Here is a 14,816-nt window from a genome sequence, read left to right as displayed (position 1 = left end):
TGTATATTTTTTAAATTATTCCTGTTGCAAATTAACAACATGACAATAGTTTCAGACCCGACGAAGAGTTTGAAAGCCACCACCAATTGTTGTTAGTCATATTAAACATGGGACAAATGTAGAACATTTTTTTAAAATAAAGATAAAAAGTCGGTGAAATTTAAAGAAAATTTTCAAAAATCATTATTCTTTAAGTTTATTAAACTCATTTTTTAGTTCAGTCTTTTTTTGCTTCATAATCTGGTTTGTCATGGTAGATTAAGAGAAAAGACAGCTATCCGAGAGGTATTCTGATGATATTTTCCATTGGTAAATTAAAGAAATTGCTATTGAAAAAAGGGTTTATATATTAAAGATCATATATTTAGATGTAAAACATCATTTTAAGTATAATCAGATTTAAATGGGAAATATTTGAATTTTGATTAAAAAAGAACAAATGGAAACAGTTTAAAAATTTATTTTTTATATTTTTGTCAGCAAATTTAGAAAACAATGAAAAAAGTATTAGCAATAGCATTTATCGGAAGTGTATTGGCAGTAAGTTGCTCTAAAAAAAATGATCATTCTTTACAAGATAGTAACACTATGCTTGAAGAACCAGAAGTGGCTACAGTTGTAGATTCTGCATCTGCTAAACCAGCTGAAACTGTTGCTGCACCAGCTCCTGAAGCTGCTAAAACGGATTCTACAGCTACTAAATAATGAAAAAGCTAATTTTAGCAGGATGTATTGGACTGTTGGCTCTGTCATGCTCTAAAAAAGAAAATACATCCGTTGAGTCTTCTTCTTCCACAGAAATTTCTAATTCCGCACCTGTTAATATGACAGGGAAGGAAATGATAGAGTCATTGGATTGTACAGGTTGTCATTCAGATACTGAACGATTAATAGGTCCTTCTTATAAAGAAATTGCCAATAAATATTCTGAAAAAGATATTGAATTATTGGCATCAAAGATAATTGAAGGAGGGAGCGGTGTTTGGGGAAGTGTACCAATGCAATCACACCCTGGTCTGTCTAAAGAAGAAGCAAAAAAAATGGTAGAGTATATTCTATCAATGAAAAAGTAAATCTCAAAAAAGAAATATTTTGAAAGACAGCAGAATCTGCTGTCTTTTTTTATTTGAAAATCCTTAAATTTGTACGCTTTTAGAAAAATAAGAAATGCAATTATCAGAACAAGAAATCATTAGAAGAGAAAAGCTTAATAAGCTTGTTGAAATGGGAATCAATGCTTTCCCTGCAGATGAATATAAAATTACAGATACTACAGCGTCTATAAAACAGGATTTTTCTGAAAGTAAACAGGTAAAGATTGCCGGTAGGTTGATGTCGCGCAGAATTCAAGGTAAGGCTTCTTTTGCTGAATTGCAGGATTCTACAGGTAGAATTCAGGTGTACTTTAACAGAGATGAGATTTGTACAGGAGAGGACAAAACTTTATATAATGAGGTTTACAAGCATCTTTTAGATATTGGTGATATCATTGGGATTGAAGGAGAATTGTTTACAACTCAGGTGGGTGAGAAAACTGTTTTAGTTAAAAATTTTACCCTGCTTACAAAAACATTACGTCCGCTTCCTCAGGCAAAAACCGATGAAAACGGAGTAGTGCATGATGCTTTTAATGATCCAGAACTAAGATATAGACAGCGTTATGTAGATTTAACGGTTAATCCTCAAGTTAAAGAAATTTTTGTGAAAAGAACAAAATTGTTCAATGCAATGAGAAATTTCTTTAATGATGCCGGATATTTCGAGGTTGAAACTCCTATCTTACAGTCAATTCCTGGTGGAGCGGCTGCAAGACCTTTTATTACGCATCACAATGCTTTAGATATTCCGTTATATTTAAGAATAGCGAACGAATTATATTTAAAAAGACTAATTGTTGGTGGTTTTGACGGAGTTTATGAATTCTCAAAAAACTTCAGAAATGAAGGAATGGACAGAACTCACAACCCTGAATTCACAGCTATGGAAATCTATGTAGCTTACAAAGATTACAATTGGATGATGGATTTCACTGAAAAACTTTTAGAATTCTGTGCTACACAAGTGAACGGAACTACAAAAGCGAAATTCGGAGAACATGAAATTGATTTCAAAGCTCCATATCCAAGAGTTTCAATGACGGAGGCTATTCAGAAGTTTACAGGATATGATATTACAGGAAAAACTGAACAAGAATTGTTTGATTTTGCTAAATCTATCGGTGTTGAAGTAAACGAGACAATGGGTAAAGGTAAATTGATTGATGAAATTTTTGGTGAAAAATGTGAAGGAAACTTCATTCAGCCAACCTTCATTACAGACTACCCGATTGAAATGTCTCCACTTACTAAAAAACATAGAAGTAAAGAAGGTCTTACAGAACGTTTCGAATTAATGGTTTGCGGAAAAGAAATTGCCAATGCGTATTCTGAGCTTAATGACCCGATTGACCAGAGAGAGCGTTTTGAAGAGCAGTTGAGATTATCTGAAAAAGGAGATGATGAAGCAGGACAGTTTATTGATGAAGATTTCTTGAGAGCACTTGAATACGGTATGCCTCCGACTTCAGGATTAGGAATCGGAATGGACAGATTAATCATGTTCTTGACAAATAATGCATCTATTCAGGAAGTATTGTTCTTCCCTCAAATGAAGCCAGAAAAAGCAACTCCTCAAATTGAATTAGGAGAAGATGAGAAAATCATTCTTGAAATCTTAAAATCGGGTGAGCAAATTGCTTTAGCAACGGTAAAAGAACAATCTAAACTTTCGGGTAAGAAGTGGGATAAAGCTTCTAAAACTCTAACGAAAGCTAACTTAGTGAAAGTTGAGAAAATTGACGAAAATCTTTTGATGAAGTTAGTTTAAACTAGAATTTATTTTTAATATAAATAAAAAACGAACATGATTGTTCGTTTTTTATTGTTTTAAGAGGATTTGTTGCTAACTTTGCCATAGAAAAACACATATATATTTTATGAAAAAAATTATTGCTACTGTAATAGTATTAGTATTTTCAACGGCTAATGCTAAGGTCTCTATTTCTTTAGACCCCAATTTCAGAAACAATAGTATTGTTTAGGTTGCCAATATCCATTCTCTGGGATTTTACTAAATTATTTTATGGAATAATGTATTTTAATATTATCATACAAAGTAGATGGTGATTTTCAAATAAGAATTTATATCTAGATAAAAAACAAAAAAACAATATGACAAAAACAAAATTATTTTTTGCTATTTCTCTTTTAATAGCGCAATTATCTTTTTCCCAAAATATTACTATTACTGATAATTATTTTAAGCAATTTCTTCTAAATGCAGATTATAGTAATACTTATGCAAAAGATCTTGCAGGGAATTTTACAAAAATAGATCTCAATGGAGATGGAGAAATACAAATTACAGAAGCTGTAAATATAAAGGAGATTTCTACTAGTAAATTTCCACAACGTACATTGATAAATGAGATTGATGTGAGACCATTTTCTAATTTAGAGGAATTAAATTGTACTGTTGGAACGCTTTCTCCTGTAGCCCCAGATGTTTTTAGTAATCTTCAGTATATTAAGGCAAATGGCTTAAGTAAATTAAAATCAATCTATGCTTATCATAATTCTTTGATTTCTGTTGATGCTTCTTATTGTCCGTTACTTACTATTTTGGAAATTAGAGATAACTTTGTGATGGGTGTAACTTCTTCTAATAATAATACTATTAAAAGTATAAACTTAGAAGGTTGTACTTCCCTTGCTGATTATTCAATTTATGAGACTTCTTTAGAGAGCCTTAATGTAAAGAATTGTACAGCTTTAACTAATCTATCTGTTGGGAATAATAAACTAAATAATCTTGACATGACTGGTTGTATCAATTTAGAAATGTTGAATTGTTCATTTAATAAATTAACAAATTGGGATTTTTCAGATTTAGTAAAACTAGACGAAGTAAGCTGTATGGGAAATTTATACACAGAATTAGATTTTAGTAATCAGCCTTTATTACTGTTTTTGGAATGTGCAGACAACCCATTACTGACAAAGATAAATATCCAAAATGGATCTGAATTATTTGATTTTCATTTTCAAGAAACTCCGGCTTTACAACTCATTTGCTGTGACGTAAATGAAATTGCTTCTGTGCAATATTTGGTTAATTTCTACGGATATACAAATACTGTGGTATCTTCCACTTGTGGTTTAGCTTTAAATACAAACGAGAATCTAATAACTAAAGAGAATGAAATTAGTTTTAACAATCCATTTTCAAATGAATTAATTTTAAACTCTAAAGAAAAAATAAAAAAAGTAGAAATATATGATGAAAGTGGTAGAGTTGTTTTAAAAGGTAATGGTTCAAGGTTAAATACTTCTTCAATCGTAAAAGGTACTTACTTTATTAAAATTACTACTGATTCTAATAAAATGATTTCTAAAAAGGGAATTAAAAACTAAAATAAAAAATCCCGCCAATTCAAGTGGTGGGATTGATTTTTAAAAATTACTTTCTTAGTTAAAATTCTTTGTTTTATAAACTATAATTCTTTGTTTTTCGTTTTTAGGAAAACTTAGAATCGATGAAAGTTCTTATTGTATTTATTATAATTTTCTGTTGTGTAAATTGTAATGCACAAATGCTCACTTCTATTTATTTTGCTTATGATAATTATGAGCTTAGTAAAGAATCCGAGAAAAAACTGGATAGCTTGTCTCAGTTAAAAAGTAGTTTGAGATTTAGAATTTTTGGAAATTGTGATTCTACGGGGAGTTCAGCATATAATAAGAGATTATCCGAAAACAGAGCACAAGTAGTACTGAAATATTTACAAGCAAAAGTAGGGAATAATATAAAGTTGGAAAGTGTAGTTGGGCTAGGAGAAGAAAAGCAAATAAACGATAACAGTACAGAAGAATTTCGAGGAAAAAACAGAAGAGTAGATATATTTATTGATAAAGAATTCAATTCAAAGGAAAAGATTTCAAGAAAAGTTTATCCTAGTTTTTTCAGTAAAGAAGTTTCTGAAATGAAAGTGAGAGATACTTTTTCTTTACCTAATGTTAATTTTGTAGGAGGTCGGCATGTATGGCTTCCCAAAGCAAATGAAGTACTTTCTCAGCTTGTTACAGTTTTAAAAAATAATCCAACGATGGAAGTGGAATTACAAGGGCATATTTGCTGTGATTATGATAATTTTGACGGGAAAGACCTTGATTTGGGAACCTTCAATCTGTCTTGGACAAGAGCTAATGCTATAAAAGAATTTCTTGAAAAACAAGGAATTAATTCAAAGAGAATAAAAGCATCAGGTCAAGGTCATCTCAATCCTATAGTGTATACTGAACAGACTGAAGCCCACCGAACTAAAAATAGGAGGGTTGAAATTGTTTTACTTAAAAAATAGATTGATATTAATTGAAACAGTTTCTTTTGTTAATCATAAACCTAAACGTATCTTTTGTGATATATTGAATTATAGCAATTAAACATAAATAATTGTGTGATTTTTCTTAATCCTAAATCTCCTTCATTTTTGTAAAGCAAAATTTCTTCATCATTAAGTTTGAACCATATATTTCACTTGTTTCAAATAATTTGATTATTTTCTCAATTTACTAAATGAAGCCATCAGATAAAACAAAAACGGAAGAATAAATACCGAACCCAATATCAAAGCCCAGCCTAATACTGAAATAGTTTTTGGCGAAGCTATATGTTGAGTCAAAGAAAGGTGCAATCCGTTTCCTAATAAAATGATATTCGGGTTGTGCTGATAAGTTGCCGCAACCAAAATCATTACAATTTGAAATCCAGCTAAAGCTCTTACAGGTAATAGTTTTTTGTTTCTCATTGCTTTTAAAATTAACAGCAGACAAATTGTAGCAAAAACTGTTGCCATAATTCCTAAAGGTTTTGAGAAAATCCACATTAATAAAGGTATATCTGAAACATAAGCTGTGAAAAATACCAGAATTCCTGTAATAACCACAAAAATCATGGTTTGCTTTGATTTTTTTATCATTAAATCTAATTCATGACTGTCGGTTGTTTCTCTTAAAGCAAAAATTGAAGCCAAATAAGCACAAATAGAAATGGTGAAAAGACCGACTGCTATTCCGAACCAATTGAGCCAACTGAAAACATATAGGTCCAAAAAAGTCGATGCAATCGGATTAATAGAACGAGAAATAGTTGCAGCTGCAATCAATCCAAGAAAAAACGGAGTGAGTAGGCTTGAAAAATAGAATATTTGAGTATAAACCTGTTGCCAATCATCCTTCACAGCATCATAATGTCTGAAAGTAAACGCTGTTCCTCTTGCAATGATACCTATAAGCATTAAAACTAAAGGAATGTGAAGATAAGTCGATAAGGTTGTGTAGATTTCAGGAAACCCGACAAACAAAATTACAATTGCAATAATCAACCACATATGATTGGCTTCCCAAACCGGAGCAATAGATTCATACATAATGTTTTTAGTCTTTGGCCTGGCTTTTTTATTGGTGAAAAGTTCCACAATTCCAGCTCCAAAATCAGCTCCTCCCAAAATCACATACAAACAGATTGATAACCAAAGAAATCCTATAACAACGTAAATCATGATTTTTTGTTTTTAGCGTTAAACTCAGAATCTGTTGGGTCATAAAGTTTAGGAACCATTTGAATCTGCCTTCTCAAAAGAAAAATGATAATTAATGATAACGAAACAAAAATTGCCGTGAAAAAATAGAATGAATACTGTATTCCGGGCATTGGAGTTACGGCATCTGCGGTTTTCATTATTCCGTAAATAATCCAGGGTTGTCGCCCCACTTCAGTGACTGTCCATCCTGCTTCTAAAGCAATATAGCCGAAAGGTGTTGCTATAAAAAAGGTTTTTAAAAGCCAATTTTTAGTTAACCATTCTTTCTTAAAAAATGTAGCATATAAATAAACAGTACCGATGATAATCATTACAACACCGAAGAAAATCATTATTTGAAAAGAATAATGAACAACAGCAACAGGAGGCCATTCATCTTTTGGAAAATCATTGAGACCTTTTACCTCTGAATCAAAATCATTACTTACCAAGAAACTTAAAACCTTCGGGATTTTAATAGCATATTTTATTTCGCCTTTTTCTTCATCCGGAATTCCGCCAATGACAAATGATGCACCTTTTTCGGTTTCAAAATGAGCTTCCATTGCTGCTAATTTGATGGGCTGTCTTTCTGCAACAGATTTTGCTGCAATATCACCGCTTAAAGGCGCTCCGAAAGCTCCTATTAAAGCAAATCCTGCTGCAATTTTAAATGCTTTTGTATGAAATTCAATATTCTTTTTTTTCATGATTAAATAAGCATGTACTCCAGCAACTGCGAATCCTGTCGCACAGAAGGCAGCAACAGTCATATGTAAAGCCTGAGGAAACCAAGCTTCGTTAAACATGGCTTTAATTGGGTCTATGTTTACATATTGTCCGTTGATATAATCAAATCCGGAAGGAGAATTCATCCATGCATTGGCTGCAACGACTAAAATTCCGGAAGCTAAACCACTCAAGCCGACTAAAAATCCGCAAAACCAATGAAACCATTTATTAAATCTGTCCCAACCATACAAGAAAAATCCGATAGCAATGGCTTCAATAAAAAATGCCGTTCCTTCGAGAGAGAAAGGCATTCCGAAAATGGGTCCTGCATGTTTCATAAATTGCGGCCAAAGAAGTCCAAGTTCAAAAGAAAGCATTGTTCCTGAAACAGCTCCGGTTGCAAAAAGTATTGCCACACCTTTGCTCCATGCTTTGGTAAGACCTTTATAAACTTCGTTTTTGGTTTTTAAGTATTTCCAATGGGCAAAAGCCATAAGGAAAGGCATTACCATACCCACACAGGAGAATATGATATGAAACCCAAGCGACATTGCCATCTGTGCTCGAGCGGCGAGAAAATCATCCATAATAATCAACTTTGACTGAATAAAATTAAGCATAAATAAATGATAATCGGTATGATTTACAACAGTTTTGATTTAAAAAATAGGTTTTAACTTTGATATTTTTTAGGTTAATTTGTTTTCTTTTAAAATTGGAGTAATCCATATTTTTTTGACATTTTTTAACTTTCACAAGTCGAAAAAAATCACGATATTTGTGGGTCTTTGCATATAGCAAGATTTTAATATTTAATATGAGTCAAAAACAATATACAGCTAGTAGTATACAGGCATTGGAAGGGATGGAACACGTTCGTATGCGTCCTTCAATGTACATTGGTGATGTAGGAGTAAGAGGTCTTCATCATTTGGTTTATGAAGTAGTAGATAACTCTATTGACGAGGCATTAGCAGGATACTGCGACACAATCACTGTTACCATAAAAGAAGGAAACGGAATTGAAGTAACCGACAACGGTAGAGGTATCCCTGTTGATTTCCATGAAAAAGAACAAAAATCTGCTCTTGAGGTTGTAATGACAAAAATTGGAGCCGGAGGTAAGTTTGATAAAGATTCTTATAAGGTTTCGGGGGGACTTCACGGGGTTGGGGTTTCTTGTGTGAACGCACTTTCTAATGAAATGATTACTACCGTTTATAGAGATGGAAACGTTTATCAGCAGGTATATTCCAGAGGAAAAGCTCAAACAGATGTAGAAGTAGTTGGTAACAGTGATAAAAGAGGAACGAAGCAGTTTTTCCAGCCGGATGATACTATTTTTACAGAATTAGTTTATAATTACGATACTTTAGCAAATCGTTTAAGGGAACTTTCTTACCTTAATAAAGGAATTACGATTACCCTTACCGATGAAAGAGAAGCATTAGAAGATGGAACTTTCAAGACAGAAAAATTTCATTCTGAAGGAGGTCTGAAAGAGTTTGTTGCTTATATCGACGGAAACCGTGAATCTATCATGGAACATGTGATTTTCATGGAAGGAGAGCGTGATGATATTCCTGTGGAAGTAGCAATGCGTTACAACACTTCATTTAATGAAAATTTACATTCTTATGTAAATAATATTAATACTCACGAAGGAGGAACTCACTTAGCCGGTTTCAGAAGAGCTTTAACGAGAACTCTAAAGAAATTCGCTGATGAATTAGGGCTTCCTGCAAAAGAAAAAGTAGAAGTTACAGGAGATGACTTCCGTGAAGGTCTTACGGCTGTTATTTCTGTAAAAGTAATGGAGCCTCAGTTTGAAGGGCAAACTAAAACTAAATTAGGAAATTCTGAAGTTTCGGGGGCTGTAGATAAAATTGTTGGTGAAATGCTTACCAACTTCTTGGAAGAAAACCCTGCTGAAGCCAAACAAATAGTACAGAAAGTTGTTTTGGCTGCAAAAGCAAGACAGGCTGCGAAAAAAGCTCGTGAAATGGTTCAGAGAAAATCTCCAATGGGAGGTTCAGGACTTCCGGGAAAACTTTCTGATTGTTCTTCTAAAAACCCTGAAGAATCTGAGATTTTCCTTGTAGAGGGAGATTCTGCGGGTGGAACAGCAAAGCAGGGACGTGACAGATTTTTCCAAGCTATTCTTCCGTTAAGAGGTAAGATTTTGAACGTAGAAAAGTCTATGCTTCATAAAGTATATGATAACGAGGAAATTAAAAATATTTACACTGCTCTTGGAGTTTCTGTAGGTACAGAAGAAGATAGCAAGGCATTGAATATGTCTAAACTGAGATATCATAAAATCGTAATCATGACCGATGCCGATATCGATGGTTCTCACATTTCGACCCTGATTCTTACGTTCTTCTTTAGATATATGAAAGAACTGATTGAGAACGGATATATTTATATCGCTCAACCACCTTTGTATTTATTGAAAAAAGGAAATAAAAAAGTTTATGCTTACAACGAAAAAGAACGTGAAGAATTCACTTTAGAAATGTCTCCGGATGGTAAAGGTGTTGAAGTTCAGCGTTATAAAGGTCTTGGAGAAATGAACCCTGAACAACTTTGGGAAACAACTTTAAATCCTGAAAACAGAATTCTAAAGCAGGTAACTATTGAAAATGCAGTAGAAGCTGATAGCGTTTTCTCAATGTTGATGGGAGATGAGGTACCACCGAGAAGAGAATTTATTGAAAAGAATGCCAAATATGCTAAAATTGATGCATAATTTGAATTTATAGTTAAAAAAGACTTCAGCAATGAAGTCTTTTTTGTTTATTATTTTTCAGATAGAAAACTGTTCAATCCTTCCAAAAGTTGTAATTGATTTCGAGTTCTGTCTAAATTATGTTCGGGATATTTTGTTGAATAATAAATGCTTCCGTTCAAATAATCGGTTAAAAATCTGATAGCCTGAATATAAATCACAACTTTCGCGGCATAATCTAAGTTTTCGAGTTCCGTATGAGTAAGTTTATCTTTTAAATGAAATAGAAAACCTTCTTTTACAGCTTTGTAAATTTCTGGATTGAAATTATTTTCTGTTTTTCCGTCATCTTCATTAGTTGTATTGGTGTAAGAACGAATCATATCTCCGAAATCATACAAAATTGTGGAAATCATAATGGTGTCCAAATCAATTACAGCCAATGGTTTTTGATGTTGGTTGAAAAGAATATTACTTATTTTAGGGTCGGCGTGAATGATTCTTTTAGGGAGAAGATTATTCTTTTCAAGCTCAATCCATTTATCAGGAAGTGATAAAAATTGATTTGTTTGTTCTATTTCACGTTTTGCCTTTTCAATAAGGCTTGAATCAGTATTTTTTAAAGAAGTCTGATAGTCAAAAATTCTTTTTTCAAAATTGATAAAATCAGGCAAAGTTTCTTCAATATTCACTGAATTTTCAATATTAATAATATCTAAAAAATGACTGAATGCTTTCGCTGCTTCATAAGCAATTTCGTGGGATGGAATTTTAAGAAAAGTAAGGCTATTCTCAATAAAATTTTGAATTCTCCAAACATCATCATTTTCATCAGGTATTAAAAATTCATTTTCGGAAGTACAAACAGGTCTAATGACTTCTAATTGATAATTATTGGAAATCAGTTTTTTATTGATTGTTAAATGGTTTTTTATGATAGAAACAGGATTCTTAAAAATCTGTTTGTTGATTTTTTGAAGGATAAATTTTTCACTTGTATCTTTATTTTCTAGAAGAAAAGTAGAATTAATCAGACCATTTGTAATAGGAGTGATTTCGTAGTTTTCTGTTGCAATAAATTTTTTTATAATGGTATTCAACTCCATAAATCAGTGGGGTATCTTTTTGAGAAAGTTTCTTCTCGTAAAAAATCTTTTAAAATCTCTTTGTCGTTGGCATAGGTCATTCCCATCCATTGAGATGGAGAAGGCTTTACCAAAACTTGTATTTCTTTCTCATTAATCATTTTTTGTACAACAGAAGGTATATAAAACTCTTGTGTTGATGATGGTTTAGAATTAATAAATTCATTGAAAGACTTTTCAAGAAAACTGAAAATTTTAGGATGAAAAATGAAGAAATTCATAGAAACTAAGGTTTTAGGTTTGATTTCAACATCTTTCTCTTTTTCGGTGTAAATAATAAAATCTCCTTCTTGACGAATAGATGTTTGCTCTTCGATTTTTATTAAAAAATTCTCAGAATCCATTGTGCAGATTCCTCTTGCAACGGTTCCGTTTTCGCTCAGAGTGCTTTCAACAGGGTAAGCAATCAACTCGAATTGCTTCTCTGAAATATTTCCTTTGTCAATCTCTTTTGAAGCTAGTTGATAGGCTTCTTTTCCATAAAAATCGTCTGCATTTATCATAATGAAAGGCTCATTAATGATATTTTGAGCGCATAAAATGGCATGACCCGTTCCCCAGGGTTTTTGTCTCTCGGAAATATCGAAATTTTCAGGAAGATAATTTTTTATATCTTGATAAACCCAATGCAATTCAAAATTCTTATCAGCTGATATTTTTTGGAGTCTTTCAAGATAACTTTCAGGAATAAAGCGGTTGATAATAACCACAATTTTGTTGAATCCCGCTTCCAGAGCATCGTAAATTGAATACTCTAGAAGCGGAGAATTATTTTCTAAAATTCCGTCTATTTGTTTTAATCCTTTGTATCTACTTCCAAGTCCGCCGGCTAAAATGAGAAGTGTTTTTTTAGAATTCATCGGTCATTCCAAATACGGGTTTGCGATTTTTCCAGGCACCTTTGGTGAAATCGGGAATATTAACAGCTTTTCCTCCTTTTGCAATAGATTTTTCGCTGAGCGGAGTTATTGAATACCATGTCGCCAAATCGTACACATCCATCGGGAACTCAATATTTCGTTTGATGCATTCTATAAAAGTGTTCATTACGAAGAAATCCATTCCTCCGTGTCCTGCTCCGGTTGCTTTATCTGCAAACCGTTTCCACATAGGGTGGTCGTATTCTGTGAGCCATTTTTCGGTACTGTCCCATTTATGCGAATGATTCATTGCTTTTTCAAAATAAATATGACCTTGATCGAATTCTCCCCACCCAAAATCCTGCCAGATTCCTTCTGTTCCCTGAACTCTAAATCCTAAATCATAAGGTCTTTGTAAACTTGTATCATGGGTTAGAAGTATGGTTTCTCCATTGGCACAAGCAATTTGAGTGGTTACAATATCTCCTTGGTTGAATTTTACTTTTGCATTAGGATGATTTTCTCCGCCTTTAGGATGTTCTACAATATATTTATGCAATCCTACAGCTTTTGATGAGAATGAGGATAGCCTTGTTAATCTGTTTCCTCTGTTAATATCCATCATTACGGCAACAGGTCCGAGTCCGTGAGTAGGGTAGAGTTCTCCGTTTCTTTTTACATAATGTTCGGTTCTCCATTTGGCTTCACTAAAGCCTTTTTCTCCAAATTCAGCTCCAGAGTTATATGGAGTAATTCCATCGTTAAATAATACACCTCTCAAATCATGTTGATAACCTCCTCGTCCATGAACTAACTCTCCAAACATGTTTTTACGAACCATATTTAAAACAGCCATTAAGTCTCGTCGATAACAGACATTTTCCATCATGAAAATCGGAACTTTTGTTTCTTCATATACTTTTACAAACTCCCAGCAATCATTGAGATTAATAGCTCCGGAAACTTCCATTCCGACAATTTTTTTAGCACGCATAGCTTCAACACCTTGCGTAAGATGCCATTCCCATGGGGTTGCAATAACTACAGCATCAATGGTATTTAGTTTTAAGAGATTTCTGTAATCATATTCTCCGTTTGAGAATTCCTGAGCTGCAGGTTTATTATTTTTAGCTAATATTTTTTGAGAAGCAGAAAGCATAATTTTACTAGGATCAGCAAAAGCTATAATTTCTACATCATCACGTTGTGCAAGAAGTTTTACATGTTCCTGACCTCTAAGTCCGACACCAATAAATCCTACGCGAACTTTTTTGTCTGTTTTATAACCTTTAGAATAAGCAAATAAAGAATTGGGTAACACAAGAGCTCCAAAACTTGCCAAAGCAGCAGTTTTGATGAAATCCCGACGGGTTGTATCCATTTTAATATATTTTGTATGATTTGTTTTGATAAAGGTATTAAATTATAAATTTTTAAAAATATTTTGAGTGAAAAATATTGAATAAATTTAATTAATTCTACTTTTTTTCTTCAAAATTTTAATGGAAATAGTATGTAATCAGATGGTTATTTTTTTATGTATTCAGTTTTTATATTCATTTTAAATAAGTTAAATAAGACTTGACAAAGGGGTGTTCAATGTCGTATATTTGCACCTTGAAAATTACAGCCTGTAATTTTAATAAATTTTTAAACCGTAATTTAAAAAATGAAGACATCCGATTTTAATTTCGACCTTCCTGCAGAATTACTAGCAGAACACCCTTCCGAGCATAGAGATGAGGCTAGATTAATGGTATTAAACCGTAAAACTGAAACAATTGAGCACAAATTGTTTAAAGATGTGGTAGATTATTTTGATGAAGATGATTTGTTTATTTTCAACAATACTAAAGTTTTCCCGGCTCGCCTTTATGGAAATAAAGAAAAAACGGGTGCTAAAATTGAAGTTTTCCTTTTGAGAGAGCTAGATAAAGAAACTCGTGTTTGGGACGTTTTGGTAGATCCTGCAAGAAAAATCAGAATTGGTAACAAATTATTCTTTACAGAAGATGAATCTTTAGTTGCAGAGGTTATTGATAATACAACTTCAAGAGGTAGAACCTTGAGATTTTTATTCGATGGTTCTTATGAAGAATTCAGAAGCAAACTAAAGGAACTTGGTGAAACTCCGCTTCCAAAATATATAAAAAGAGCTGTAGAGCCTGAAGATGCTGAAAGATACCAGACAATCTATGCTAAAGTAGAAGGAGCTGTTGCTGCACCTACCGCAGGTCTTCACTTCTCAAAACATTTGATGAAGAGATTGGAAATCAAAGGAATCAACTTTGCTGAAGTAACTCTTCACGTTGGTTTAGGAACTTTCAATCCTATTGAAGTGGAAGATCTTTCTAAGCATAAAATGGAATCTGAAGAAATCATTATTGATGAAAAAAATGCTGAAATCATCAATAAAGCAGTAGAAGCTAACAGAAGAGTTTGTGCTGTAGGAACAACTACAATGAGAGCTTTGGAAACTTCTGTTTCTTCAAACAAAAAAATCTCTGCATTCAACGGATGGACAAATAAATTTATTTATCCACCTCATGATTTTGGTGTTGCAAATACAATGATTACTAACTTCCATACGCCAAAATCTACATTAATTATGATGATTGCAGCGTTTGCCGGAAAAGATTTTATCATGCATGCGTATGAAGAAGCTGTGAAAGAGAAGTATAAATTCTACTCTTACGGTGACGCAATGTTAATTATATAAGATTTTTAAT

General features: G+C 32.7%; 12 protein-coding genes. 7 read left to right on the top strand and 5 right to left on the bottom strand.

What is annotated here, in order from left to right; all coding sequences use genetic code 11:
* The first annotated feature begins 495 nt into the window (after window positions 1-495).
* The 5 genes from OH806_RS07260 to OH806_RS07240 all read left to right on the top strand — a co-directional run bounded on the left by OH806_RS07260 (window position 496) and on the right by OH806_RS07240 (window position 5,398).
* Entirely contained in the window at window positions 496-705 is a 210-nt protein-coding gene (locus OH806_RS07260; RefSeq protein WP_264743019.1) for a hypothetical protein, read from the top strand.
* On the top strand, window positions 705-1,073 hold the full coding sequence (locus OH806_RS07255) for a c-type cytochrome (RefSeq protein WP_264743018.1): 369 nt from the start codon (window positions 705-707) through the stop codon (window positions 1,071-1,073). Before OH806_RS07260 ends, OH806_RS07255 begins: the two co-directional genes overlap by 1 nt.
* 94 nt (window positions 1,074-1,167) lie before the next feature.
* Window positions 1,168-2,865, top strand: a complete 1,698-nt coding sequence (lysS, locus tag OH806_RS07250) for a lysine--tRNA ligase (RefSeq protein ID WP_264743017.1) — start codon at window positions 1,168-1,170, stop codon at window positions 2,863-2,865.
* A 344-nt stretch (window positions 2,866-3,209) separates the two neighbouring features.
* Window positions 3,210-4,451, top strand: a complete 1,242-nt coding sequence (locus OH806_RS07245) for a T9SS type A sorting domain-containing protein (RefSeq protein WP_264743016.1) — start codon at window positions 3,210-3,212, stop codon at window positions 4,449-4,451.
* Window positions 4,452-4,630: 179 nt separating this feature from the next.
* Window positions 4,631-5,398, top strand: a complete 768-nt coding sequence (locus OH806_RS07240) for an OmpA family protein (protein ID WP_264743015.1) — start codon at window positions 4,631-4,633, stop codon at window positions 5,396-5,398.
* A 195-nt stretch (window positions 5,399-5,593) separates the two neighbouring features.
* On the opposite strand, the gene OH806_RS07235 is transcribed toward OH806_RS07240, so the two are convergent.
* Together OH806_RS07235 and OH806_RS07230 are read right to left on the bottom strand one after the other, a co-directional pair.
* The gene (locus OH806_RS07235) at window positions 5,594-6,598 is read right to left on the bottom strand and encodes a cytochrome d ubiquinol oxidase subunit II (RefSeq protein ID WP_264743014.1); all 1,005 of its coding nucleotides are present in this window, start codon (window positions 6,596-6,598) and stop codon (window positions 5,594-5,596) included.
* On the bottom strand, window positions 6,595-7,938 hold the full coding sequence (locus tag OH806_RS07230) for a cytochrome ubiquinol oxidase subunit I (RefSeq protein WP_264743013.1): 1,344 nt from the start codon (window positions 7,936-7,938) through the stop codon (window positions 6,595-6,597). The genes OH806_RS07235 and OH806_RS07230 overlap by 4 nt, the downstream gene beginning before the upstream one ends.
* Before the next feature lie 230 nt (window positions 7,939-8,168).
* Between OH806_RS07230 and gyrB the strand changes: the two genes are divergently transcribed.
* The gene (gene gyrB / locus OH806_RS07225) at window positions 8,169-10,103 is read left to right on the top strand and encodes a DNA topoisomerase (ATP-hydrolyzing) subunit B (RefSeq protein WP_264743012.1); all 1,935 of its coding nucleotides are present in this window, start codon (window positions 8,169-8,171) and stop codon (window positions 10,101-10,103) included.
* A 50-nt stretch (window positions 10,104-10,153) separates the two neighbouring features.
* On the opposite strand, the gene OH806_RS07220 is transcribed toward gyrB, so the two are convergent.
* Genes OH806_RS07220 through OH806_RS07210 form a run of 3 tightly spaced genes read right to left on the bottom strand, consistent with a single transcriptional unit; the run spans window position 10,154 to window position 13,468 of the window.
* On the bottom strand, window positions 10,154-11,188 hold the full coding sequence (locus tag OH806_RS07220; protein ID WP_264743011.1) for a phosphotransferase enzyme family protein: 1,035 nt from the start codon (window positions 11,186-11,188) through the stop codon (window positions 10,154-10,156).
* Window positions 11,179-12,087 (bottom strand): nucleotidyltransferase family protein, encoded by a 909-nt coding sequence (locus OH806_RS07215; RefSeq protein WP_264743010.1) that lies wholly within the window; start codon window positions 12,085-12,087, stop codon window positions 11,179-11,181. Before OH806_RS07215 ends, OH806_RS07220 begins: the two co-directional genes overlap by 10 nt.
* On the bottom strand, window positions 12,077-13,468 hold the full coding sequence (locus OH806_RS07210) for a Gfo/Idh/MocA family protein (protein WP_264743009.1): 1,392 nt from the start codon (window positions 13,466-13,468) through the stop codon (window positions 12,077-12,079). Before OH806_RS07210 ends, OH806_RS07215 begins: the two co-directional genes overlap by 11 nt.
* A 288-nt stretch (window positions 13,469-13,756) precedes the next feature.
* On the opposite strand from OH806_RS07210, the gene queA reads away from it, so the two are divergent.
* The gene (gene queA / locus OH806_RS07205; RefSeq protein ID WP_264743008.1) at window positions 13,757-14,806 is read left to right on the top strand and encodes a tRNA preQ1(34) S-adenosylmethionine ribosyltransferase-isomerase QueA; all 1,050 of its coding nucleotides are present in this window, start codon (window positions 13,757-13,759) and stop codon (window positions 14,804-14,806) included.
* Window positions 14,807-14,816: the final 10 nt, after the last annotated feature.

It is taken from the genome of Chryseobacterium oryctis (assembly GCF_025971925.1).
Classification (GTDB): Bacteria; Bacteroidota; Bacteroidia; order Flavobacteriales; family Weeksellaceae; genus Chryseobacterium; species Chryseobacterium oryctis.
Note: the sequence above shows the minus strand (reverse complement) of the source record. Positions and strands in the feature narration are given on the sequence as shown.